The organism is Pseudomonas sp. MYb541 (assembly GCF_037479595.1).
Classification (GTDB): domain Bacteria; phylum Pseudomonadota; class Gammaproteobacteria; order Pseudomonadales; family Pseudomonadaceae; genus Aquipseudomonas; species Aquipseudomonas canadensis.
Genome location: NZ_JBBGYS010000004.1, coordinates 148,839 through 173,668, shown reverse-complemented (window position 1 = coordinate 173,668; position 24,830 = coordinate 148,839). Strand labels below are relative to the sequence as shown.

The window sequence follows — 24,830 nt, the reverse complement described above, 5'->3', positions numbered from 1 at the left end:
TCCTTGGGGGTGTGACGGCCATAAGCTATCTATTTTCCGATTTTTTATTATTGATCCTTAAAGGAGTGCGGCACATGTCAAAAGGGCATTCGCTACAAGACCCTTACTTGAATACTTTACGTAAAGAGAAAGTGGGGGTTTCCATCTACCTGGTCAACGGTATCAAGCTGCAAGGCACGATCGAGTCGTTCGACCAGTTCGTGATCCTGCTGAAAAACACCGTCAGCCAGATGGTCTACAAGCACGCTATCTCGACAGTCGTCCCTGTTCGTCCAATCCGTCTGCCTAGCGCAGCAGGTGATGATGCAGTTGACGCTGAGCCAGGTAACGCCTGATAGGAGTCTCCTTTGTTCTTTGAGCGCCACGGTGGTGGTGAGCGAGTAATCCTCGTTCACTTGGATGGACAGGACCCTGAGGCGCGCGAAGATCCGCAGGAGTTTCAGGAGTTGGCAAATTCGGCCGGCGCCGAGACCGTTGCGTTTTTTAACGTACCGCGTCATCGGCCAACCGCCAAATTCCTGATTGGCAGCGGCAAGGTCGAGGAACTGCGCGATCTGGTGCACGCCGAAGAAGCCGATCTGGTGATCTTCAATCACGTCCTCACGCCCAGTCAGGAACGTAACCTCGAACGTGTCTTCGAGTGTCGCGTGATCGACCGTACCGGTCTGATTCTCGATATCTTCGCCCAACGCGCCCGTACCCATGAGGGCAAGCTCCAGGTTGAACTGGCCCAGCTTGACCACATGAGCACCCGCTTGGTCCGCGGCTGGACTCACCTTGAGCGTCAAGGTGGCGGCATCGGCATGCGCGGTCCGGGTGAAACCCAGCTCGAAACCGACCGACGCCTGTTGCGGGTTCGCCTGCGCCAGATCAAGGGTCGCCTCGAGAAGGTACGCAGCCAGCGTGAGCAATCGCGCCGTGGGCGTACCCGCGCGGATATCCCGACCGTGTCCCTGGTGGGCTATACCAACGCCGGCAAATCCACACTCTTCAATAATGTGACGAAATCGGACGTGTACGCGGCCGACCAACTGTTCGCCACCCTCGACCCGACCTTGCGTCGTCTGGATCTGGACGACCTGGGGCCGATTGTCCTGGCCGACACCGTGGGTTTCATTCGTCATTTGCCGCACAAGCTGGTCGAGGCATTTCGGTCTACGCTCGAAGAGTCGAGCAATTCCGACCTGCTGCTGCACGTGATCGATGCGGCCGAACCGGATCGCATGTTGCAGATTGAACAGGTGATGCTGGTGCTGGGCGAGATTGGTGCCCAGGACTTGCCGATCCTCGAGGTCTATAACAAACTCGATTTGCTTGAAGGCGTTGAGCCACAAATCCAGCGCGATGAGAACGGCAAGCCCCAGCGGGTCTGGCTGTCGGCGCGTGATGGCAGTGGCCTTGAGTTGCTTGAACAGGCCATTGCCGAGTTGCTCGGCGGCGATTTGTTCGTTGGCACCTTGCGCTTGCCTCAGCGTTTTGCTCGACTGCGTGCACAGTTTTTCGAGTTGGGCGCGGTACAGAAAGAAGAACACGACGAAGAAGGTGTCAGCTTGCTGGCCGTTCGATTGCCGCGCTCGGAGCTCAATCGGCTGGTCAGCCGTGAGGGCGTTGTACCGACAGAGTTCATCGAACAACACACTTTGCAATAAAAGCCTCCTAAAGCGGTTGTGCCGCAGTGGCAGGCATTCTGTAGCATTGGTCGGCGCGCCGTGGGTGCGTCTTTGCTTTATCAGATGGAGAGCGCTATGGCTTGGAATGAGCCGGGTGGCAACTCGAATAATCAGGATCCTTGGGGTGGTAAACGCCGCAATAATGGCGACCGCAAGGGGCCACCAGATCTCGACGAGGCCTTCCGAAAGCTGCAGGAAAGCCTGAATGGGTTGTTCGGTGGTGGAAAAAAACGGGGTGGTGACGACGGCGGTCGCACAAGCAAGGGCGGCGGCTATGGCCTGCTGGGCCTGGGTCTTGTCGTGCTGGCGGCCGTATGGCTGTACAGCGCCGTGTACGTGGTGGACGAGCAGGAGCAGGCCGTGGTGCTGCGCTTCGGCAAGTACTACGAGACTGTCGGCCCTGGCCTGAACATCTACTTCCCGCCGATCGACAAGAAGTACATGGAAAACGTCACGCGTGAGCGTGCCTACACCAAGCAGGGCCAGATGCTGACCGAAGACGAGAACATCGTCGAAGTGCCGCTGACCGTGCAGTACAAGATCAGCAACCTGCAGGACTTCGTGCTGAACGTTGATCAGCCGGAAATCAGCCTGCAACACGCTACCGAAAGTGCCCTGCGCCATGTCGTTGGTTCGACCGCGATGGACCAGGTGCTGACCGAAGGTCGTGAATTGATGGCCAGCGAGATCAAGGAACGCCTGCAACGGTTCCTCGATACCTATCGCACCGGTATCACCGTCACCCAGGTCAACGTACAGAGCGCAGCTGCACCGCGCGAAGTACAGGAAGCCTTCGATGACGTGATTCGTGCCCGTGAAGACGAGCAGCGTTCGCGCAACCAGGCTGAAACCTACGCCAACGGTGTCGTGCCGGAAGCCCGTGGTCAGGCCCAGCGCATCCTCGAGGATGCCAACGGTTACCGCGACGAAGTGGTCTCTCGCGCCAAGGGTGAGGCGGATCGCTTTACCAAGCTGGTCGCCGAGTACCGCAAGGCGCCGGAAGTCACGCGTGAGCGTCTGTACCTGGACACCATGCAGGAAGTCTTCAGCAACACCAGCAAGGTTCTCGTGACCGGCAGCAAAGGTGGGCAGAACAACCTGCTGTACCTCCCGCTGGACAAGATGATCGAAGGTGGTCGTAGCAGCACCAGCGCACCGTCCACCGGTTCCAATGCCGCTGCCAACGAAGCGAGCGCCCGTGCGGCCGCTGACTTGCTGCAACAGCAAACACGTACCAGGGAGAGTCGTTGATGAGCAATAAATCGCTGACCGCCCTGATTGTGGGCGTCGTCGTGGTCATCGCTGCCTGGAACTGCTTCTACATCGTGGCTCAGACCGAGCGTGCGGTGCTACTGCAATTCGGTCGCGTGGTCCAGGCAGATGTCCAGCCGGGCCTGCATGTGAAAGTCCCCTACGTCAACCAGGTGCGCAAGTTCGACGCCCGCCTGATGACCCTGGATGCACCGACACAGCGCTTCCTGACCCTGGAAAAGAAAGCCGTGATGGTTGACGCCTACGCCAAGTGGCGCGTCAAGGATGCCGAGCGCTTCTACACCGCGACCTCCGGCCTCAAGCAGATTGCCGACGAGCGTTTGTCGCGCCGTCTGGAATCGGGTCTGCGTGACCAGTTTGGTAAGCGCACCCTGCATGAGGTGGTATCCGGTGAGCGCGACGCGCTGATGGCTGACATCACGCGTTCGCTGAACACGATGGCGGAAAAAGAGCTGGGCATCGAAGTGGTTGATGTCCGGGTCAAGGCGATCGACCTGCCGAAGGAAGTGAACCGCAGCGTGTTCGAGCGTATGAGCACCGAGCGTGAGCGTGAAGCCCGTGAGCACCGCGCCAAGGGTAACGAGCTGGCAGAAGGTATCCGTGCGGATGCCGACCGTCAGCGCCGTGTACTGTTGGCCGAAGCTTATCGCGAGTCTGAAGAGGCCCGTGGTGATGGCGATGCTCAAGCTGCGGCGATCTACGCCAAGGCCTACGGCCAGGACCAGGAGTTCTACGCGTTCTACCGTAGCCTGCGCGCCTACCGTGAAAGCTTCGCGAACAAAACCGACGTCATGGTGTTGGATCCAAGCAGCGACTTCTTCCGCTACCTGGAGAAGTCCAAGTAACCGGCCTGTGATTCTGTAGGTTTCACTCCCGTCGGGCGGCTAAAACGCCTGGCGGGGTGATCCTTTCAGAAAACGGGTGTATGATGCGGCAGCCGGGAAATTCCCGGCTTTTTTGCGTCTGCATGTTTGATTCGGCAGGCGTGACAGGTTTTTCGAGGAAAGTGCCCGACGAGGCCGATTACAGGCCGTTCGTCACGTCGCTCTTGCGCGTGGTTTATGCAGGGGGCGGGTGTTTTCTGCTTCACTCAAGGCTCGGCCGAGGGCTGGCCGCCCGGATCAAAGGGGAATGGCGTAATGGCAACGGTAGACCGCTGGCTGCTGCCAGATGGCATCGAAGAAGTACTGCCACCAGAAGCTGCGCGCATTGAAGTAGCGCGCCGCCAGGTGTTGGATCTGTTCCAGAGCTGGGGTTACGAGTTTGTCGTGACCCCCCATATCGAGTACCTGGAATCCCTGCTGACCGGCGCGGGCCAGGACCTGGATCTGCGCACCTTCAAGGTCATCGACCCGCAATCGGGCCGGCAAATGGGTTTCCGTGCCGACATCACGCCGCAAGTGGCGCGCATCGATGCGCACACCCTGCGCCGAGAAGGTCCGAGCCGCCTGTGCTACGCCGGCAGTGTGCTGCATGCGCAGCCGCGTGCCTTGTCGTCGTCCCGTAGCCCGATTCAGTTGGGCGCCGAGTTGTACGGCGATGCCAGCCCGAGCAGCGACGTTGAAGTGATCAGCTTGATGCTGGCCATGCTGCAACTGGCCGACGTGCCGGATGTCCACATGGACCTGGGTCACGTCGGTATCTACCGTGGCCTGGCCCGTGCGGCCGGTTTGTCTGGTGAAGTGGAACAACAGCTGTTCGATGCCCTGCAACGCAAGGCCATCGATGAAGTGATTGCCCTGACGGCGGGTGTGCCTGCCGATCTGGCTGACATGCTGCGTGCACTGGTCGACCTGTGCGGCGGCCGTGAAGTGCTGGTGGCTGCCCGTGAGCGCCTGGCCAAGGCGCCAGCGCCGGTATTGGCTGCGCTGGACGACGTGCTGGCGATTGCCGAGCAGTTGTCGGCGCGCTTCCCGGAGCTGCCGCTGTACTTTGACCTGGGTGAGTTGCGCGGCTACCACTACCACACCGGTGTGGTGTTCGCTGTATTTGTACCGGGTGTTGGCCAAGCCATCGCCCAGGGTGGTCGTTATGACGATATCGGCGCCGACTTTGGTCGTGCGCGTCCGGCCACTGGTTTCTCCACCGATTTGAAAACCCTGGTGACCCTGGGGCGTGCTGAGGTCGAGCTACCGTCTGGTGGCATTTGGATGCCCGACAGTACGGACGCAGCACTCTGGCAGCAGGTTTGCCAGTTGCGCAGTGAGGGTCAGCGTGTCGTCCAGGCTTTGCCTGGGCAGCCATTGGCCGCCGCCCGTGATGCGGACTGCGACCGGCAATTGATTCTGCAGAACGGGCTTTGGCAAGTATCGCCACTGGCTTCTTGAGTTTTCCTGCCGGCCATCGCCGGCACCAAGTTTGCGCGAATGAGGACAAGTGTTATGGGTAAGAATGTCGTAGTCCTGGGCACCCAATGGGGTGATGAGGGCAAAGGCAAGATCGTTGATCTGCTGACCGAACATGCTGCCGCCGTAGTGCGCTACCAAGGTGGCCACAACGCTGGCCACACCCTGGTCATCGATGGCGAAAAAACCGTCTTGCACCTGATCCCATCGGGCGTGCTGCGCGAAGGCGTGCAGTGCCTGATCGGCAACGGCGTGGTGGTTGCACCTGACGCCTTGCTGCGTGAGATCACCAAGCTGGAAGAGAAAGGCGTACCGGTGCGCGAGCGCCTGCGTATCAGCCCGTCCTGCCCGCTGATCCTGTCGTTCCACGTTGCGCTGGACCAGGCCCGTGAAAAGGCCCGTGGCGAGCTGAAGATCGGTACCACCGGTCGCGGCATCGGCCCAGCCTACGAAGACAAGGTTGCACGTCGTGGCCTGCGTGTGGGCGACCTGCTCAACATGCCGCGCTTTGAAGACAAACTGCGTGAACTGGTGGATTACCACAACTTCATGCTGGTCGGTTACTACAAAGAGCCAGCCATCGAGTTCGAAAAGACCCTGGCCGAGTGCAAGGAATACGCTGAGCTGCTCAAGCCACTCATGCTGGACGTGACTGCCGAGCTGCACGACCTGCGTCGTGCCGGCAAAGACATCATGTTCGAAGGCGCCCAAGGCTCCCTGCTGGACATCGACCACGGCACCTATCCGTACGTGACCAGCTCCAACACCACCGCTGGCGGCGTTGCGACCGGTTCGGGCGTTGGCCCGATGTTCCTGGACTACATCCTGGGCATCACCAAGGCTTACACCACTCGCGTAGGTTCGGGTCCGTTCCCGACTGAGCTGTTCGACGACGTCGGCGCTCACCTGGCCAAGCAAGGTCACGAATTCGGCGCGACCACCGGCCGTGCTCGTCGTTGCGGCTGGTTCGACGCCGTCATCCTGCGTCGCGCTATCGATGTGAACAGCATCTCGGGCATCTGCCTGACCAAGCTGGACGTACTCGACGGCCTGGAAACCATCAATATCTGCATCGGCTACAAAGATGCCGAAGGCAAGGACGTTGCTCCGACCGACGCCGACAGCTACGTAGGTCTGCAGCCAGTGTACGAAGAAGTGCCGGGCTGGACCGAATCGACCGTGGGCGCCAAGACCCTGGAAGAGCTGCCAGCTAATGCCCGTGCCTACATCAAGCGAGTTGAAGAGCTGATCGGTGCGCCGATCGACATTATTTCGACAGGTCCGGACCGCAACGAAACCATCGTTCTGCGTCACCCGTTCGCTTAATAAGCTGTTGATGTAAAAAGCAAAGGGCTCCTTCGGGAGCCCTTTGTCGTTTCTGTCGCCTGGGCGGCACGACCCTTGCTTTGGTTCTTTCTTTCGCGGTGCTATCAAATTAATGGCACCCGTGGTGGAGGGATTCCCGATGTCTGCCGTTCTCTCATTGTTACAAAGCCGTCTGTTGCGGCCGGTGTTCGTTACCCTAGGTATCGCCCTTTTGGTGCAAGTGTTGGTTGCCGTCGCCCTGACGCGAAGCACCGTCACAGCGTTGGAAGCTGATTTGGGTAATCGCCTGGGTATCGACAGCCAGAAACTGTCGGGTGAATTGGCCCAGGCCGGTAAAGAAGTCACGTCCAGCCTGGACAGCTTGTCGACGAGTACCCGTCAGCGTCTGACCGCGGGGCTTTCAACCCGCCTGCAGGAAGAGCAGAAGCAACTGCGTGCGACCCTGGAAAAAGACCTGAAAGACTCTGCCAATGACATGGCGCAGCTGCTGGCCTCGGTGGCGCCCCGCGCTATGTGGGACAGCGACGTGCCGACGCTGTCGGAGTTCGCCCGGCGTGCCCAGCGCAACCCCAACGTGCTGTTCGTGGTCTATGACGACGCGGCGGGTGAGCATCTGACCCGCTACCTCAACCGTGAAAACCCGATTAACCAGGCGCTGTTGGAAAAAGGCAAGGGTGACCGCGCCCTGGATAAAGTGTTGGATGCGGCGAAAGATGACCCTTCGGTGTTCTATGTTGAAGCGTCCATCAGCCCCAACGGCGTGGAGATCGGTAAGGTGCGCATGGGGGTGTCCACGACCGCAGTGGAGGCTGATCTGGCCGCGCTGGATAAGCGCTTCGCCGCACTGATCGCCAGCGGTGACCAGTTGGTGGGCGACAGCCTCAAGGGCGCAGCGGCCGATAGCGCTGCCGCCATGGGCGCGCGCCTGCAATCCGCGCAAGCCACCGCTACACAGATGACCGCCAACACCACCAGCGCCGTCCAGGACGCCGCCGGCACCTTGCGCTGGCGCATCGGCATGGGCCTGGCGCTGGTCGGTTTGGGCGTGTTGCTGTTGATCGCCATCGTGCTCGGGCGCCGTGTGGTCAATCGCCTGAAGCTGCTGATCGCGGCCATGGACGACTTGGCGGCGGGCGAGGGTGATCTCACCAAGCGTGTGCAAATCAGCAGCAAGGATGAAATCGGCGACATGGCTTCGGCGGTCAATCGTTTTGTAGATAAGTTGCAGCCCATCGTGCGCGAGGCGGGGGATGTGGCCCAGCGTACTGGCGTGGAAATCGGCGCCATGACCTTGCGCAATGCTGGTGCTGACGCTGCAGCCGGTTTACAGCGCGATGAAGTGGCCGAGAGCTTGCGCGCACTGTCGCAGATGGCCGACGAGGCGCAGGCCGAGAGCCATGCGATGCAGGCGGCGTTGCAGCAGGTGGTGGATATTCGCCAGGCCACGGATGAGAACTCGCGGACCTCGGCTGAGGTCGGCAGTTTGATCGAGGCGCTGGCGGGCCAAGTACAAGCGGGCTCCACGGTCATCGAGCGCCTGGCCCAGCAAAGCCAGCAGATCGAGGTGGTGCTGACCGTGATTCACGGCATCGCCGAGCAGACCAATCTGTTGGCGCTCAACGCGGCCATCGAGGCGGCGCGTGCTGGTGAGACCGGTCGCGGCTTTGCGGTGGTGGCGGATGAAGTGCGTGCGCTGGCCAGCAAGACGCAAAGCTCCACGGGCGATATTCAGGCGCATATCGTGGCGCTGCAGCAAGGCGCGCGGGAGGCGGTGGAAACCATCGGCAAGGCCGGGCGCCAGGCCAGTGAAGGTTTGCTGGTGCTGCGCGACAGCGTGCGCCTGCAACAGACGGTGCAGGCTTCGGTGGAGCAGGTGCATGCCGCAATAGGCTTGGCAACCCGTGCCGCTGAGCATCAGGCCCAGGGTGCCCATGCGGTGCGTGGGCGGGTTGAGGTAATCCATGCTCAGGCCGAACGTGCCGCCCAGGCGGTGGTTGAGACCACCGCTAGTGGCAAGGTGCTGGATGGGTTGGCGGCGCAGTTGAAGGCGAGCCTGGGGCAGTTCAGGGCCTAGTATCGCCTGTGCCGACCTCATCGGGGGCAAGCCCCCTCCCACGGATGACCGAGTTCCAACGTTGGAATGCAGGCAAATGTGGGAGGGGGCTTGCCCCCGATAGCGGTTTCAGCGGCTCAAATACATCCGTGTTGTGAGCAGGTAAACCGGCAACCCCGACACCAATATCAACAGCGCCGCATAAGGCGCCGCCGCCGCGAATTCCACATTCGAGGTGTGCGCCCACACCGCTGTCGCCAATGTATTCAACCCTGTCGGACTGAGCAGCAATGTCGCCGTCAATTCCTTCATCGCATCCAGAAACACCAGCGCAAACGCCGCCCCCAATGCCGGGAAAATAATCGGTAAGGTCACCCGGCAAAACGCACTGAACGACGAAGCCCCCAGCGTGCGCGCAGCTTCTTCAAGCTGCGGCGCTGCCTTGTTCAGCGCGGTGCGAATCGGCGCCTGGGCCAGCGGCAAGAACAGCAGCGCATAAGCAATCAACAGCAGCGCTGATGTCTGGTACAGCGCCGGCACGTAGTGCAGGGCGAAATACACCAGGGTCAGCGCAATCACCAAGCCGGGCAGGGCGTGCAGCAGGTACGGCAGGCGCTCGGCCCAGATCGCCAGTTGGCCTTTGTAGCGCACCACCAGCAGACCGACCGGCACCGCGAGCACCAGGCAAAGCGCGGCGCCTCCGAGGGACAGCGCCAACGAGGACAGCAACGCTTCACCGATCTCTGCTACTGGGAAGGCGGCAGAAGATCCCACTGCCAACCAATAACCGAGCATCCCCAGCGGAATCCCGCTGCCGATGATCGCCAGCGCCAGGCAATAAACCTGACCCAATGGCGTCCACTTCCCCAGTCGAACCTGCTCCGCATGTCGCGCCGCGCCCTGGCCGATACGCACATGCCGGCCCTTGCCGCGCACGCGCAACTCCAGCCACAGCAGAGTCAGGCACATCACCAGCAGCACAGCCGAGAGCATCGCGGCATTCGCGTTACTGAATTCCAGCTCGAACTGTTGGTAGATCGCGGTGGTAAAGGTCTGCAAACCGATGATCGACAGCGCGCCAAACTCCACCAGCATATGCAGCGCAATCAACAATGCTCCGGCCAGCAGTGAAGGCCACAGCAGCGGCAAGGTGATGCGAAAGAACACGCCCCAGCGATTCAATCCGAGGGTGCGGGCCGACTCTTCCAGGGACGGGTCAAGATTGCGCAGGGTCGCTGCCACCGGCAGAAACACCAGCGGGTATTTCGACAGGCTCATCACCAGGATGGCCCCGCCAAGCCCTTCGAAACTGGCGCTCAGCGATACCCAGGTAAAGCTGCTGACAAACGCCGGCACCGCAAACGGCAGGCACAGGATCACGCCCCAGATACGTCGTCCCGGCAGATTGCTGCGCTCCAGCAGCCAGGCCAGGGACAGGCCGATCACGCCACACGTCACCGTCACCCCGATCATCAGCGCCAAGGTATTGCGCAGCAACCCGAACACATACGGCCGCCACAGCAGGTGCACCGCCTCCGCCCAACCGGCTTGCCACGCCTTGAGCCCGACATAGGCCAGCGGCAGCAAGCTCAAGCCGACCAGCAACAGTACGGGCAGCAACAACCAGATCGACGGGCGCTTGCGCCTTGGGCTGAAACCCCCGCGCAGGGCGGGGGCGGGTAACGATGGGTTCATCAGTTCAAGCCAACATCACGTTCCAGGTCCAGGGCTTCTTCGGCGTTGCCCAGGTCTGCGGGGGTGACTTTCGGCGGTTGCAACTCGCTGAACGGCTTGAGGCCACGGCTGGATTCCATGCCTTTACGCAGCGGGTATTCAGCCGAGGTGTTGGTGATGACGCGCTGGCCCTCTTCACTGGCCATGAACGCCAGCAGTTGCTGGGCTTCTTTCGGATGCTTGCTGGATTTCAGCGCCGCCGCCGAAGATACGGTGATCAAGCCACCGGCATCGCCATCGGTGAAGTAATGCAGTTGGGAATCCAGGTTGGTTTTTTCTTTCTTCAGGGCGAACCAGTAGTAGTTGTTCACCAGCACGGTAGCCACTTCGCCATTTTCAACGGCTTTGAGGGCGACCATGTTGTTGCTGTAGACCTTGCCGAAGGCACGCAGGCCGGTCAGCCATTCTTCGGCGGCTTCACGCCCGTGCAGCTTGATGATCGCCACGGCCTGTTCCTGGAAGGCGCCGCTGGTAGGTACGAAGCCGACCTTGCCTTGCCATTCGGGGCCGGCAAAATCCAGCACCGATTTCGGCAGGTCTTTTTCCGCGATCAATTTCGGGTTGAACGCCACGACGCGGGTGCGTGCGGTCACGCCCATCCAGTCGCCATGGGTGCCGACATAATCCTTGGGCAATACGTCGAGGGTGCTGGCGTCGATCTTGGCCAGCAGGCCTTGTTCGCCGAGTTTGTTCAACGGTGGCGATTCTTCGGTGTAGATCACGTCGGCAGGCGAGCGGTCGCCTTCTTCCACGACTTGGCTGGCGAGCTGGTTGCTGCTGCCTTTGCGCACGTTGACGTGAATACCGGTCTTGGCTTCGAAGGCCTTGGCCAGTTCATCGCCGACTTCTTTATGCTGGCCGTTGTACAGGGTCAGGGAAACCTTGTCGGCGGAGTAGGCGGTGGGCGAGAGCAGGGTCAGGCCGAGCAGAGTGATGGTCAGGCCGCGCAGAAGGGATGTCTTGAGATGGGTATCGCGGATCATCATCCGGGTTGTTCCTCACTTGTATGCAACAAATACTTACAAGGATAAACGATAAAGTTTCTCAGGTGCGGGCGAGGGGGCAAATCGCTGGGAAAGATTCAGGTCAGGCTTTTCAAACCCCGGAAACGAAAAAACCCGCTTTCGCGGGTTTGATCTGAATTTGGTGCCCAGGAGAAGACTCGAACTTCCACGACCTTGCGATCACCAGCACCTGAAGCTGGCGTGTCTACCAATTTCACCACCTGGGCATTATCAGACAACGTTGCCGTCGTCGATGGCGCGCACTATACGGAGGGGATTTTAAGCTGTAAAGCCCTGCCATGAAAAAAGCCTGGAAAATTTCGCCAATGGTCGTGCAAGGTGTCCGCCGGGGGCTGCAAAGGGCTTTAAAAGGCTTGTTGGCGTCTGAAATTTCCCGTTTCAATACGCGTATGCCAAACTAACCCGCATATAGACAAGGTGAAAACTCTCTAATGGCCGATTGGCAGTCCCTCGATCCCGAGGCCGCTCGTGAAGCGGAAAAATATGAAAACCCTATTCCTAGCCGCGAACTGATCCTGGCGCACCTCGCCGATCGGGGGTCGCCTGCTAGCCGCGAGCAGTTGGTTGAAGAATTCGGTCTGACCACCGAAGACCAACTCGAAGCCCTGCGCCGCCGTTTGCGTGCCATGGAGCGTGATGCTCAACTGATCTACACCCGCCGTGGCACTTACGCGCCTGTGGATAAGCTCGACCTGATCCTGGGCCGCATTGCCGGCCATCGTGACGGTTTCGGCTTCCTGATCCCGGACGACGGCAGCGATGACCTGTTCATGAGCCCGGCGCAAATGCGCCTGGTGTTCGATGGCGATCGTGCCCTGGCGCGCGTTTCCGGCCTGGACCGTCGCGGTCGCCGTGAAGGCGTGATCGTCGAAGTGGTGTCCCGTGCCCATGAGTCCATCGTCGGCCGTTACTTCGAGGAAGGCGGCATTGGCTTTGTCGTGCCGGATAACCCGAAGGTCCAGCAGGAAGTGCTGATCACCCCGGGCCGCAATGGCGCCGCCAAGGTCGGCCAGTTCGTCGAGGTGAAGATCACTCACTGGCCAACGGCGCGCTTCCAGCCCCAGGGCGATATCGTTGAAGTGGTCGGCAACTACATGGCGCCGGGCATGGAAATCGACGTTGCGTTGCGCACCTACGATATTCCTCACGTCTGGCCTGAAGCTGTGCTCAAAGAAGCCGGCAAGCTCAAGCCTGAAGTGGAGGAGAAAGACAAAGAAAAACGCATCGACCTGCGCCATCTGCCGTTCGTCACCATCGACGGCGAAGATGCCCGCGACTTCGACGATGCGGTCTACTGCGAAGCCAAGCCGGGCAAGCTGCGCCTGTTCTCCGGTGGCTGGAAGTTGTTCGTCGCGATTGCCGACGTATCCAGCTACGTGAAGATCGGTTCGGCCCTGGATAACGAGGCCCAAGTGCGCGGCAACTCCGTGTACTTCCCGGAGCGCGTGATCCCGATGCTGCCTGAGCAGCTGTCCAACGGCCTGTGCTCCCTGAACCCGAAAGTCGACCGTTTGGCCATGGTGTGCGAGATGACCATCTCGAAAACCGGCGAAATGACCGACTACCAGTTCTACGAAGCGGTGATCCACTCCCAGGCGCGCCTGACCTACAACAAGGTCAGCACTATCCTGGAAGCGCCGAAGACCAGCGAAGCCAAGGCCCTGCGTACTGAATACGCTGGCGTGGTGCCGCACCTCAAGCAGCTTTATGCGCTATACAAGGTGTTGCTGGGCGCTCGTCACGTGCGTGGCGCTATCGATTTTGAAACCCAGGAAACCCGGATTGTCTTTGGTTCCGAGCGCAAGATCGCTGCGATCACCCCGACCACGCGTAACGATGCGCACAAACTGATCGAGGAATGCATGCTGGCGGCCAACGTGGCCACCGCGGAATTCCTGAAGAAGCATGAGATTCCTGCGCTTTATCGCGTGCACGATGGCCCGCCGCCGGAGCGTCTGGAAAAACTGCGCGCCTTCCTCGGCGAGCTCGGCCTGTCCCTGCACAAAGGCAAGGACGGCCCGACGCCGAAGGACTATCAGGCGCTGCTCGCTAGCATCAAGGACCGTCCGGATTACCACGTGATCCAGACCGTCATGCTGCGCTCACTGAGCCAGGCGGTGTACAGCGCCGACAATCAGGGCCACTTCGGTCTGAATTACGAGGCGTACACCCACTTCACCTCGCCGATCCGTCGTTACCCGGACCTGCTCACGCACCGCGCAATCCGCAGCGTGATCCACTCCAAGCAGAACACCCCGCACGTCAAGCGCGCCGGTGCCATGACCATTCCGAAAGCACGGATCTATCCGTACGACGAAGCGGCCCTGGAACAGCTGGGCGAGCAGTGCTCCATGAGCGAGCGCCGTGCCGACGAAGCCACGCGTGACGTGGTGAACTGGCTCAAGTGCGAGTTCATGAAGGATCGCGTAGGCGAGACTTTCCCTGGCGTGATCACTGCCGTGACCGGTTTTGGCCTGTTTGTCGAACTGACCGACATCTACGTCGAAGGCCTGGTGCACGTCACCGCCTTGCCGGGTGACTACTACCACTTCGACCCTGTGCACCACCGCCTGGCGGGCGAGCGCACCGGTCGCAGCTTCCGTTTGGGCGATACCGTGGAAGTGCAGGTCATGCGCGTCGATCTCGACGAGCGCAAGATCGACTTCGGCATGTCCGACAAGCCAGCCGAATCGCCGGGCAGCCGTAAAAAACGTGGCAGCGAACCGACCAGCAAAGGCAAAGCCGCGCCTGCGAAAGCGGCGTCCGCCGAGCCTGCGCCAGCCAAAACTGGCCGTCGCTCGACAACCAAGGAAAAGGCCCCTGAAGCCTACCGCCCAAGCGATGCTGCGGCGAAAAACGCCGAGCTGCGCAAGAGTCGCGAGTTGAAGCAGCAGTTGCTCAACGAAGCCAAAAGCGGTGGTAAAGCGGCGTCTGGGGGAAAGTCCCACGGGGCGGAAAAGCCGTCGAGCAAACCCAGTAAACACCGTAAAGGCCCGCCCAAAGCGGGTTCGGGCCCTGCCAAGAGCGGCGGGTCGCGCAAACCTAAGGCCAAGTCATGAGTCTGGAAAAAATCTACGGCGTCCACGCCGTAGAAGCACTGCTGCGTCACCACCCGAAACGCGTCAAGCAAGTGTGGCTGGCCGAAGGCCGCAGCGAGCCGCGCGTACAAGCGCTGGTTGAACTGGCGACCCAAAACAAGGTTGCCATCGGCCAGGCCGAGCGTCGCGAGATGGATGTGTGGGTCGAAGGCGTCCACCAGGGCGTGGTCGCGGACGTCAGCCCGAGCCAGGTCTGGGGCGAAGCGATGCTCGACGAGCTGCTCGACCGTACCGAAGGTGCGCCGTTGCTGCTGGTGCTGGACGGCGTGACCGATCCGCACAACCTCGGCGCTTGCCTGCGTTCGGCCGACGCTGCCGGCGCGCTGGCGGTGATCGTGCCTAAAGATAAGTCTGCGACCTTGACGCCGGTCGTGCGTAAAGTCGCCTGTGGCGCGGCGGAAGTGATTCCGCTGGTGGCCGTGACCAATCTGGCGCGCACCCTGGAGAAACTCCAGCAGCGTGGCCTGTGGGTCGTGGGTACGGCAGGCGAGGCCGAGGTCAGCATTTATGACCAGGATCTCACCGGCCCTACCATCCTGATCATGGGCGCCGAAGGCAAAGGTATGCGTCGCTTGACCCGCGAACATTGCGATTACCTGGTACATCTGCCGATGGCCGGTAGCGTCAGCAGCCTCAACGTGTCGGTCGCCACCGGCGTGTGCCTGTTTGAAGCCCAGCGTCAGCGTGGCGCCAAGGCCAAGACCAAGCCGAAGAAGTAGCCAAGTCTGGCTCAGGTCAAAATGTGGGAGCTGGCTTGCCTGCGATAGCATCACCTCGGTATCACTGATACGCCGAGGTGCCTGCATCGCGGGCAAGCCCGACTCCCACATTTGATTTGTGGTGTTTGGGAGATTGTTCAAATAATCACCAATCACCTTGCACGCTTCCTCCCCCTTCTCTACAATTGCGCCCCTTGCCTTCCTGGCAGGCACCGATGTGCCTCCCTGCGGCAAGATCCATAAGTGTCATTCACTCCTTGTCTGACCGTTTTTGAGCGGCAGGCTACAACCCGTAAGGAGCATTCATGCGTCATTACGAAATCATCTTTTTGGTCCACCCGGATCAAAGCGAGCAAGTCGGCGGCATGGTTGAGCGTTACACCAAGCTGATCGAAGAAGACGGCGGCAAAATCCACCGTCTGGAAGATTGGGGCCGTCGTCAACTGGCCTACGCAATCAACAATGTTCACAAGGCTCACTACGTGATGCTGAACGTTGAGTGCACTGGCAAGGCCCTGGCCGAGCTGGAAGACAACTTCCGCTACAACGATGCTGTGATCCGTAACCTGGTCATCCGTCGCGAAGAAGCCGTTACCGGCCAATCCGAGATGCTCAAGGCTGAAGAAAACCGCAGTGAGCGCCGTGAGCGTCGCGACCGTCCTGAGCACGAAGGCGCTGATAGCGCTGATAGTGATGACAGCGACAACAGCGATAACGCTGACGAGTAATCCACGGACCTTTTAAGGAGCCTATCAAATGGCACGTTTCTTCCGTCGTCGTAAATTCTGCCGCTTCACCGCTGAAGACGTGAAAGAGATCGATTACAAAGATCTCAACACTCTGAAAGCCTACGTATCCGAGACCGGCAAAATCGTTCCAAGCCGTATCACCGGTACCAAAGCACGTTATCAGCGTCAGCTGGCCACCGCTATCAAGCGCGCCCGCTTCCTGGCCCTGCTGGCCTACACCGACAGCCACGGCCGCTGAGACCGGGCAGTCGACAAGTAGTAAGGGATTGAATGCATGCGCGCCTTAGCTGAGTTCATCATGCGCGGTCGTGTGCAGGCCACTCTGGTAGTGGCTGGATGTGCAGCATTGCCGTTGTTGTATTGGTTGGCTGCTGCCGCTGGATGCCTTGTGCTCCTGCGGCGCGGTTTGCAGGATGCCGTTGGCATCCTGGCCCTGGGAGTCGTAGCCGCCTTGATCTGGTGGTTGCAACTGGGCGAACCCAAAGTGCTTCTGGTGCTGCTGGGGTCGTCGAGCCTTGCGTTGGTTTTGCGCGCAAGTGAGTCCTGGGTCCGCACGCTGCTGGTCAGCGTGGCGTTGGGGTTGGTGTTTTCGGTGTTGATTGACGCGGCTTTCCGCCCGCAGATCGAGGCGCTGTCGCAAGAGATCGTCAAGATCCTGCCGATGGCCCTCGGGGAACTCTACCAACAGCTGTCGGTAGAAGAGCGAGCGCGACTGGCAACGCTGATTGCACCGGCCCTGATCGGCCTGATGGCGGTAATGATGCAGATCGTCAGTTTGCTGAGCCTGATGCTTGGGCGTTATTGGCAGGCGTTGTTGTACAACCCGGGTGGTTTTGGTCGCGAATTTCGCAGTATCAGAATCGCCGTGGGCCCGGCGATGTTGCTGCTGGCACTCATGGTGGTCGGACCGTACTTCGGTTCACAAGCCACCTTGCTGATGCTGTTTTGCAGCGTACCGCTGGTGTTTTCCGGACTGGCCCTGATTCATGGGCTGGTCGCGCAGAAGCGCCTGGCCAAGTTCTGGCTGGTGGGGATGTACGTAACGATGCTGGTGTTCATGCAACTGATCTATCCGTTACTCGTGGTTTTGGCCATTGTCGACGGCCTGATTGATTTTCGCGGTCGTCTGGCGCCGAAAGACGCCGATAACGCGAACGGTGAAGGTTAAAAGTTAGAGGATTTTCACATGCAACTGATCCTTCTGGAAAAAGTCGCCAACCTGGGCAACCTGGGCGACAAAGTGAACGTTAAGGCCGGTTACGGTCGTAACTACCTGCTGCCATACGGCAAAGCCACCGCTGCAACCGCTGCCAACCTGGCTGCGTTTGAAGAGCGTCGTGCTGAGCTGGAACAAGCAGCAGCAGACAAAAAAGCTTCGGCCGAAACTCGCGCTGCCCAACTGGCTGAGCTGGAAGTGACTATCACTGCCACCGCCGGTGACGAAGGCAAGCTGTTCGGTTCGATCGGCACCCACGACATCGCTGATGCACTGACCGCCTCCGGCGTTGAAGTGCAGAAGAGCGAAGTTCGTCTGCCGAACGGCACCATCCGTAACGTAGGTGAATTCGACGTAGCCGTGCACCTGCACGCCGAAGTTGAAGCCACCGTACGCGTTATCGTGGTAGCAGCTTAAGCAGCACCTAACTGACTGGCACCTCGCGTGTCAGCCAGTTAACATCGGGCACGATCCTGTTTACAGGTCGTGCCTTTTGTTTTTCTACACACCCCAAATTCCAAGTGGCCATGAACGATATTTCAGCTCCTGAGCAATACGATCTGCAAACCGCTGCCCTGAAGGTGCCGCCGCATTCCATCGAGGCCGAACAGGCTGTGCTCGGTGGTTTGATGCTGGACAACAACGCCTGGGAACGCGTGCTGGATCAAGTCTCGGACGGTGACTTCTATCGCCATGACCACCGCCTGATCTTCCGTGCCATCGCCAAGCTGGCCGACCAGAACTCACCGATCGACGTGGTAACCCTGGCCGAGCAGCTAGACAAGGAAGGCCAGACCTCCCAGGTCGGCGGCCTTGGCTACCTCGGTGAACTGGCGAAGAACACGCCGTCCGTCGCCAACATCAAGGCCTATGCCCAGATTGTTCGCCAGCGGGCCACGCTGCGCCAACTGATCGGTATCAGCACCGAGATCGCCGACAGCGCCTTCAACCCGGAAGGGCGTACCGCCGAAGAGATCCTCGACGAAGCCGAACGCCAGATCTTCCAGATCGCCGAGGCCCGCCCGAAAACCGGCGGCCCGGTAGGCGTCAACGAGCTGTTGACCAAGGCCATCGACCGTATCGACACGCTGTTCAACACCGACGCGGCCATCACCGGTATTTCCACCGGCTACGCCGACCTCGACGAGAAGACCAGCGGCCTGCAGCCGTCCGACTTGATCATCGTCGCCGGTCGTCCCTCCATGGGTAAGACCACCTTCGCGATGAACCTGGTCGAAAACGCCGTGTTGCGCAGCGACAAGACCGTCCTGGTGTATTCCCTGGAGATGCCCGGTGAATCGCTGATCATGCGGATGCTCTCGTCCCTCGGCCGTATCGACCAGACCAAGGTGCGTTCCGGCCAGCTGGAAGATGACGACTGGCCGCGCCTGACCTCGGCGGTCAACCTGCTCAATGACCGCAAGCTGTTCATTGACGACACTGCGGGCATCAGCCCCTCGGAGATGCGTGCACGCACCCGCCGCCTGGTGCGTGAACACGGCGATATTGCCTTGATCATGATCGACTACCTGCAGTTGATGCAGATCCCGGGTTCCAGCGGTGACAGCCGGACCAACGAGATTTCCGAGATCTCCCGGTCCCTGAAGGCCTTGGCAAAGGAGTTCAACTGCCCGGTCGTGGCTCTGTCCCAACTCAACCGTTCCCTGGAGCAACGTCCCAACAAGCGTCCGGTGAACTCCGACTTGCGGGAATCGGGTGCGATCGAGCAGGACGCCGACGTGATCATGTTCGTGTACCGCGACGAGGTATACCACCCCGAAACCGAGCACAAAGGCATCGCCGAGATCATCATCGGCAAGCAGCGGAACGGGCCGATCGGTTTTATCCGCCTGGCGTTCATTGGTAAGTACACCCGCTTCGAAAACCTCGCACCAGGTAGCTACAACTTCGACGACGACGAATAACCCGTCTGCTCAATTCCGACCATTACCGTCGGAATTGGTCAAAATTTGTGCTATATTCCGCGCCCGCGATTTTCCATCTCAACACCGGTCACCGTCATGCAAACAGCCAAGCCGTTATTTGACTATCCCAAGTACTGGGCCGAATGTTTCGGTCCAGCGCCATTCCTGCCGATGAGCAGGGAGGAGATGGATCAGCTTGGCTGGGATTCCTGCGACATCATCATCGTCACCGGTGATGCGTATGTTGACCATCCGTCGTTCGGCATGGCGATCATCGGCCGGCTGCTGGAGTCCCAGGGCTTCCGCGTCGGGATCATCGCCCAGCCGAACTGGCAGTCCAAAGACGACTTCATGAAGCTCGGCGAGCCGAACCTGTTCTTCGGCGTCGCGGCCGGCAACATGGACTCGATGATCAACCGCTACACCGCCGACAAGAAAATCCGTTCCGACGACGCCTACACCCCCGGCGGCATGGCCGGCAAACGCCCGGACCGCGCGAGCCTGGTGTACAGCCAGCGTTGCAAGGAAGCCTACAAGAACGTGCCGATCGTACTTGGCGGCATCGAAGCCTCCCTGCGCCGCATCGCCCACTACGACTACTGGCAGGACCGCGTGCGTAACTCGATCCTGATCGACGCTACCGCCGATATTCTGCTGTACGGCAACGCCGAGCGTGCGATTGTCGAAGTCGCCCAGCGCCTGTCGTGGGGCCACAAGATCGAAGACATCACTGACGTGCGTGGTACCGCGTTCATTCGCCGTGACACGCCGGTGGGCTGGTACGAAGTGGACTCCACGCGGATCGACCGTCCGGGCAAGATCGACAAGATCATCAACCCGTACGTCAACACTCAAGACACCCAGGCTTGCGCTATCGAGCAAGAGAAGGGGCCGGTGGATGACCCGGAAGAAGCCAAGGTCGTCCAGATCCTCGCCAGCCCGCGCATGACCCGCGACAAGACCGTGATCCGTCTGCCTTCGGTAGAGAAGGTCCGTGGCGACGCCGTGCTCTACGCCCACGCCAACCGCGTGTTGCACCTGGAAACCAACCCAGGCAACGCCCGTGCCCTGGTGCAGAAGCACGGTGAAGTGGACGTGTGGTTCAACCCGCCGCCCATTCCGATGACCACCGAAGAAATGGACTACGTGTTCGGCATGCCTTACGCACGTGTCCCGCACCCGGCGTATGGCAAGGAAAAGATCCCGGCCTACGACATGATCCGTTTCTCGGTGAACATCATGCGTGGCTGCTTTGGTGGCTGCACCTTCTGCTCGATCACCGAGCACGAAGGGCGCATCATCCAGAACCGTTCCGAGGAGTCGATCATCCGCGAGATCGAAGAGATCCGCGACAAAGTGCCGGGCTTTACCGGCGTGATCTCCGACCTCGGCGGCCCGACCGCGAACATGTACCGCATCGCCTGCAAGAGCCCGGAAATCGAATCCGCGTGCCGCAAGCCATCGTGCGTGTTCCCCGGTATCTGCCCGAACCTGAACACTGATCACTCGTCGTTGATCCAGCTGTATCGCAGCGCGCGTGCATTGCCGGGTGTGAAGAAGATCCTGATCGCCTCCGGCCTGCGCTATGACTTGGCCGTCGAGTCGCCGGAATACGTGAAAGAGCTGGTCACCCACCACGTCGGTGGTTACCTGAAGATCGCCCCGGAACACACCGAGGAAGGTCCGCTCAACCAGATGATGAAACCGGGCATTGGCAGCTATGACAAGTTCAAGCGCATGTTCGAGAAGTACACCAAGGAAGCGGGCAAGGAGCAGTACCTGATTCCTTACTTCATCGCCGCCCACCCGGGCACCACCGATGAAGACATGATGAACCTGGCCCTGTGGCTCAAGGGCAACGGCTTCCGCGCCGACCAGGTGCAGGCGTTCTACCCGTCGCCGATGGCCACCGCCACCGCGATGTACCACTCGGGCAAGAACCCGCTGCGCAAGGTCACCTACAAGAGCGACGCGGTGACCATCGTCAAGAGCGAAGAGCAGCGCCGTCTGCACAAGGCCTTCCTGCGTTACCACGACCCGAAAGGCTGGCCAATGCTGCGTGAAGCACTGACCCGCATGGGCCGTGCCGACTTGATCGGGCCAGGCAAGGACCAACTGATCCCGCTGCACCAGCCGAGCACCGACAGCTACCAGAGCGCGCGTCGCAAGAACTCGACGCCGGCCGGCAGCCATAAGGTCGCCAAGGAAACCACCACGAAGATCCTCACCCAGCACACCGGTTTGCCTCCTCGCGGCAGCGACGGCAGCAACCCGTGGGACAAGCGTGAGCAAGCCAAGGCCGCGGCCCAGGCGCGCAACAAGCAGGCCGCCAAGGAGCGCGCCGATGCGGCCAAGGGCAAGGGCGGCAAGCCTGCGCGCAAGCCGGTCGTGCCGCGTTGATCGCAGTCTGAACATGTAAAACGCCAGCCTTGTGCTGGCGTTTTGCTTTCTATTCGGTGGCGAGCCTGTTTGTTAAGGTGGCGACCATTAAATCGCCTTCGCGAGCAAGCCCGCTCCCACACTTGAATGTATTCGCAAATCAAAATGTGGGAGCGGGCTTGCTCGCGAAGGCGTCAGTTCAGTCACCACCCATTTCAAGGAAGAACACCCCATGGGTAACCCCCTGGCCGGTATCGGCATGGACTCCAACCGCTCGCAGTTCATGGCGCGCCAGCGCATTGAAAGCCAGATCAACCTGCCGCGCCTGTTCGCGGCTATCGACGCCGACCCCGGGATTGTCGGCGCAGGCGTGGTGTATATCGACGCTGACTTCAACATCATTACCCTGCGCGAATTCAAGCCCATCTGCAGCATCAAGCCTAAGCGCATCATTTTGCGTGAAGCGCAGAAGTACATTGCGCCAACGCAGTTTGCTCAACATGTCGTGAGCAATCCTCGAGAGTCGCGACTGATTGGCGAGGCCGTAAATACCGGAATCTCCTGCTTTGGGGCTGTCATCAGTTGGGCTGCGATTGCCAGTGGAACCATTCTGGTGCCTTTCAGCGCTGGCGCCAGTTCCGTCATCGTTGTGGTGGGGTATGCGGCTGCCGGCGCGAGTATGCTTCAGTGCTTTAACGGCATTGCCCGAACAGCGCTGGAAGTCGCCAAACCTGAGGTCAAGGATTCGCTCGACAGTGAAGGCTGGTACCAGAATGCGTCCATCGTGCTGGACGCCGTATCACTGGCAGGTGTGGGCGCTTCGGCCCTGACGACGGTCAAGCTGGTCAGGGCCGCCAAAGCATCGACGGGCAAGAGCCTGCGTGATGTGCTTCGCGGTTTGAATCGCCAGGAAAGAGCCAAGCTGACGAAAGAGCTGCTGAGCATCAACCATCCCAGCTTGACCGCGAAGATGATCAAATTGAGGCAGGCGTCGGGCGAACTCACCAAGCGTTTCACCCCTACGCAGCTCAAGCACAGCACCACTACCCAGATCAAAGACGTCCTCGGCGCAACCATAGGATTTGGCGGGAGTGCGTACTCCGGAAACGTCAATACCATCGCGATTGGGTTGTACGAGGAAATAAACGAATGAACGAGTTAATGACGCTACGCGACTTTTTCAGGCAATACTTTCTGACGTTTATGGGCGGCGTATTTGCTGCGTGTTTTTCTTTGGCGTTGGCTGTGGCGCTGGCGTTCATCACCTATTTTCGTGATGCGCCCATTGCTCAAGTGGGGCTCAAGATCATGTCTGCCGGGGCGCTGCTCATTCTGTTGACGGTCCATAGCAACTTTATGATTTTGCGGGGCCGACCCTCCTGGGTGTGGGTAATGGTCGGTATCTACGTTGTCTGTCTATTGTTTGTCGTCCCAATGCTTCAGTACCAGCCTCATAAAGTTCTCTATGGGTTGGCGCTGTTATTCCCGTTCCTTGGATTGTTTATACTTAACAGCAAGGTTCAACGAGAGATGCGTGCAAAACTGGTGGGAATCCGTCGCATTCGGCAATCTGTCAAATCAACCGTTGGGTCGAGTAGCCGCATGTGAAGGAGTCGCCGTCGATAACCGGTTTTTTCGCGCGCTATTTTCCAGCTCATGGGGACGATCTGATGGTGATCTCCTCCAATTCCCGCTTGGGCTATGATGTTGTCGCCATCCCAGGCAAGCCCGCGGTTGACCGCATTCCAGCGTTGAAACCCGGTCAACTGTGGGAGCCGGGCTTGCCCGCGATGAGGCCAGTCTGGCCGCCCTCGACTTCAAGGAAGAACACTCATGGGTAACCCCCTTGCTGGCATCGGCATGGACTCCAACCGCTCTCAGTTCATGGCGCGCCAGCGCATCGAAAGCCAGATCAACCTGCCGCGCCTGTTCGCCGCCATCGATGGCGACCCCGGTATTGTCGGTGCAGGCGTCGTGTACATTGACGCTGATTTCAACGTGGTCACCCTGCGCGAATTCAAGCCCATCTGCAGTATCAGACCCAAGCGCATCATCTTGCGCGAGGCGCAGAAGTACATCTCGCCTGCGCAGTTTGTAGAGCAGGTGAAGACTGACCCCCGTGAAGGGCGTCTTCAAAAAGAGGCTTTTGATATGGGGCTTTCTTGCGGCGCAGCGATCATCGGCTGGGTTGTGGTGTTCAGCGGTAGCGTAGCCGTACCATTCACGGCCGGCGCCAGTGCGTTTGTGGTGGGCATTGGTGTCACGGCGGCATTGGCCAGTAGCGCACAATGCGGGTTCGGCGTGGCGCGCACCTATAACGAAATACTGGATCCGGATGCCAACGACCGCATGGACGACGCCGAGTGGTATGGCGCAGTTTCACCCATCCTGGATGCGGCCTCATTAGTGGGCATCGGCACGGGCGCGCTGACCACCGTAAGGCTGCTCAAGGCCAATAAGGCCGCGGCATTGGGCAAGAGTTGGTACGAGCTGCTCAAGGGTTTGAGCCGCCAGGAGCGCAAGAAATTGACCAAGGAATTGCTGAGCCTTCGGGACCCCAGCCTGACGCCCAAGCTACTCAAATTGCAGCAACGCGCCGGCAAGCTCACCAAGAGCTACAGCTCTACGGAGATCCGCCATGCCACCCTGACCCAACTCAAGGATGCCTTGGGCGGGCTCTTGGGAATATGGGGCAGCCATCGAACAGGTCACGTCGGCACTGCCGAGACCATTGCCATCGGCCTGTACGAGGACCTGACGGAATGAAAGGCTTTCCCGACATGGGCAGTTTTCTCGCGCGCTATTTCCCCGTGTTCATGGGCACGATTTTCATGGCGATCTTTTCCGGCTCCGCTGCGGTTTCCACGGCGGGCGTAACCTATTTGCGCGACACTGATCCCGCGCTTAAATCCGGCTGTTCGGGCGCTGCGATCCTGATGCTGGTCGCGGTGCTGGTATTTGGCAACGTCATGATCGCGCGCGGCTATCCGTGGGCGACGAAACTGGTGGCGGGCTATCTCGGCGCTTGCCTGTTGTTCGTACTGCCAATGATTCAATACGACCTGCACACGCTGGTCTATGGCTCGGCTGTGCTCTTCCCGCTGCTTGGATTGTTGCTGCTCAACAGCAAGCGCCATCGCGAAATGCGCCAGAAGCTGCTTGAGATCCGCCACCTGCGCCAAGCCGCGATCGCCAAGCGCAAAACCGGCTGATTGGGTAGATTCCCCACCCGCCTTCACACCGGCGCCACAAATATGTGCGTCACTTGCACCATGGCACCGCCGTTGGCGCCGTTTTGGTGCTGTACTGCACCGGGTCT

General features: G+C 60.0%; 21 protein-coding genes and 1 tRNA gene. 19 read left to right on the top strand and 3 right to left on the bottom strand.

Features of this window, described 5'->3' with window-relative positions:
* The first annotated feature begins 74 nt into the window (after positions 1-74).
* The 7 genes from hfq (at position 75) to WH299_RS04140 (ending at position 8,687) form a co-directional block, all read left to right on the top strand.
* Complete coding sequence (gene hfq / locus WH299_RS04170) at positions 75-335, top strand: RNA chaperone Hfq (protein ID WP_028615514.1); 261 nt, start codon at positions 75-77, stop codon at positions 333-335.
* A gap of 12 nt (positions 336-347) precedes the next feature.
* Complete coding sequence (gene hflX, locus WH299_RS04165) at positions 348-1,649, top strand: ribosome rescue GTPase HflX (protein ID WP_016976905.1); 1,302 nt, start codon at positions 348-350, stop codon at positions 1,647-1,649.
* Positions 1,650-1,745: 96 nt separating this feature from the next.
* On the top strand, positions 1,746-2,921 hold the full coding sequence (gene hflK / locus WH299_RS04160) for an FtsH protease activity modulator HflK (protein ID WP_028615515.1): 1,176 nt from the start codon (positions 1,746-1,748) through the stop codon (positions 2,919-2,921).
* A complete protein-coding gene (hflC, locus tag WH299_RS04155; protein WP_010213607.1) occupies positions 2,921-3,787 on the top strand; it encodes a protease modulator HflC in 867 nt (288 codons plus the stop codon). Before hflK ends, hflC begins: the two co-directional genes overlap by 1 nt.
* Positions 3,788-4,081: 294 nt before the next feature.
* Positions 4,082-5,269 carry an ATP phosphoribosyltransferase regulatory subunit gene (locus WH299_RS04150; protein ID WP_028615516.1) on the top strand — a complete coding sequence of 396 codons (1,188 nt, stop codon included), beginning with the start codon at positions 4,082-4,084 and terminating at the stop codon, positions 5,267-5,269.
* A 54-nt stretch (positions 5,270-5,323) separates the two neighbouring features.
* Entirely contained in the window at positions 5,324-6,613 is a 1,290-nt protein-coding gene (locus WH299_RS04145) for an adenylosuccinate synthase (RefSeq protein ID WP_003217505.1), read from the top strand.
* A gap of 139 nt (positions 6,614-6,752) precedes the next feature.
* The gene (locus tag WH299_RS04140; protein ID WP_028615518.1) at positions 6,753-8,687 is read left to right on the top strand and encodes a methyl-accepting chemotaxis protein; all 1,935 of its coding nucleotides are present in this window, start codon (positions 6,753-6,755) and stop codon (positions 8,685-8,687) included.
* A gap of 108 nt (positions 8,688-8,795) precedes the next feature.
* On the opposite strand, the gene WH299_RS04135 is transcribed toward WH299_RS04140, so the two are convergent.
* From WH299_RS04135 to WH299_RS04125, 3 genes are all read right to left on the bottom strand, one after another.
* Entirely contained in the window at positions 8,796-10,361 is a 1,566-nt protein-coding gene (locus WH299_RS04135) for an ABC transporter permease (protein WP_028615519.1), read from the bottom strand.
* Positions 10,361-11,386, bottom strand: coding sequence for an iron ABC transporter substrate-binding protein (locus tag WH299_RS04130; RefSeq protein WP_122730581.1), 1,026 nt, complete (start codon positions 11,384-11,386; stop codon positions 10,361-10,363). Before WH299_RS04130 ends, WH299_RS04135 begins: the two co-directional genes overlap by 1 nt.
* Before the next feature lie 158 nt (positions 11,387-11,544).
* Positions 11,545-11,631: transfer RNA gene (locus WH299_RS04125), tRNA-Leu, on the bottom strand.
* A gap of 225 nt (positions 11,632-11,856) precedes the next feature.
* Here WH299_RS04125 and rnr point away from each other — a divergent pair.
* The 12 genes from rnr (at position 11,857) to WH299_RS04065 (ending at position 24,723) form a co-directional block, all read left to right on the top strand.
* Positions 11,857-14,484 (top strand): ribonuclease R, encoded by a 2,628-nt coding sequence (gene rnr, locus WH299_RS04120; protein ID WP_339549655.1) that lies wholly within the window; start codon positions 11,857-11,859, stop codon positions 14,482-14,484.
* A complete protein-coding gene (rlmB, locus tag WH299_RS04115) occupies positions 14,481-15,242 on the top strand; it encodes a 23S rRNA (guanosine(2251)-2'-O)-methyltransferase RlmB (protein ID WP_320748674.1) in 762 nt (253 codons plus the stop codon). Before rnr ends, rlmB begins: the two co-directional genes overlap by 4 nt.
* A gap of 305 nt (positions 15,243-15,547) precedes the next feature.
* Positions 15,548-15,970, top strand: coding sequence for a 30S ribosomal protein S6 (gene rpsF / locus WH299_RS04110; RefSeq protein ID WP_003236224.1), 423 nt, complete (start codon positions 15,548-15,550; stop codon positions 15,968-15,970).
* Positions 15,971-15,998: 28 nt separating this feature from the next.
* The gene (gene rpsR, locus WH299_RS04105) at positions 15,999-16,229 is read left to right on the top strand and encodes a 30S ribosomal protein S18 (protein WP_002551829.1); all 231 of its coding nucleotides are present in this window, start codon (positions 15,999-16,001) and stop codon (positions 16,227-16,229) included.
* A gap of 36 nt (positions 16,230-16,265) precedes the next feature.
* The gene (locus WH299_RS04100) at positions 16,266-17,159 is read left to right on the top strand and encodes a hypothetical protein (RefSeq protein ID WP_339549653.1); all 894 of its coding nucleotides are present in this window, start codon (positions 16,266-16,268) and stop codon (positions 17,157-17,159) included.
* Between the two features lie 18 nt (positions 17,160-17,177).
* Positions 17,178-17,624, top strand: coding sequence for a 50S ribosomal protein L9 (rplI, locus tag WH299_RS04095; protein ID WP_016976915.1), 447 nt, complete (start codon positions 17,178-17,180; stop codon positions 17,622-17,624).
* Positions 17,625-17,734: 110 nt separating this feature from the next.
* Positions 17,735-19,132, top strand: coding sequence for a replicative DNA helicase (gene dnaB / locus WH299_RS04090; RefSeq protein WP_016976916.1), 1,398 nt, complete (start codon positions 17,735-17,737; stop codon positions 19,130-19,132).
* 96 nt (positions 19,133-19,228) lie between these two features.
* Positions 19,229-21,532, top strand: coding sequence for a YgiQ family radical SAM protein (locus WH299_RS04085; protein ID WP_028615522.1), 2,304 nt, complete (start codon positions 19,229-19,231; stop codon positions 21,530-21,532).
* Positions 21,533-21,743: 211 nt separating this feature from the next.
* The gene (locus WH299_RS04080) at positions 21,744-22,664 is read left to right on the top strand and encodes an NAD synthetase (protein ID WP_123474052.1); all 921 of its coding nucleotides are present in this window, start codon (positions 21,744-21,746) and stop codon (positions 22,662-22,664) included.
* The gene (locus tag WH299_RS04075; RefSeq protein ID WP_339549652.1) at positions 22,661-23,119 is read left to right on the top strand and encodes a hypothetical protein; all 459 of its coding nucleotides are present in this window, start codon (positions 22,661-22,663) and stop codon (positions 23,117-23,119) included. The genes WH299_RS04080 and WH299_RS04075 overlap by 4 nt, the downstream gene beginning before the upstream one ends.
* A gap of 225 nt (positions 23,120-23,344) precedes the next feature.
* Positions 23,345-24,277 (top strand): NAD synthetase, encoded by a 933-nt coding sequence (locus WH299_RS04070; RefSeq protein WP_122730591.1) that lies wholly within the window; start codon positions 23,345-23,347, stop codon positions 24,275-24,277.
* On the top strand, positions 24,274-24,723 hold the full coding sequence (locus tag WH299_RS04065) for a hypothetical protein (RefSeq protein ID WP_123474050.1): 450 nt from the start codon (positions 24,274-24,276) through the stop codon (positions 24,721-24,723). Before WH299_RS04070 ends, WH299_RS04065 begins: the two co-directional genes overlap by 4 nt.
* Positions 24,724-24,830 lie beyond the last annotated feature (107 nt).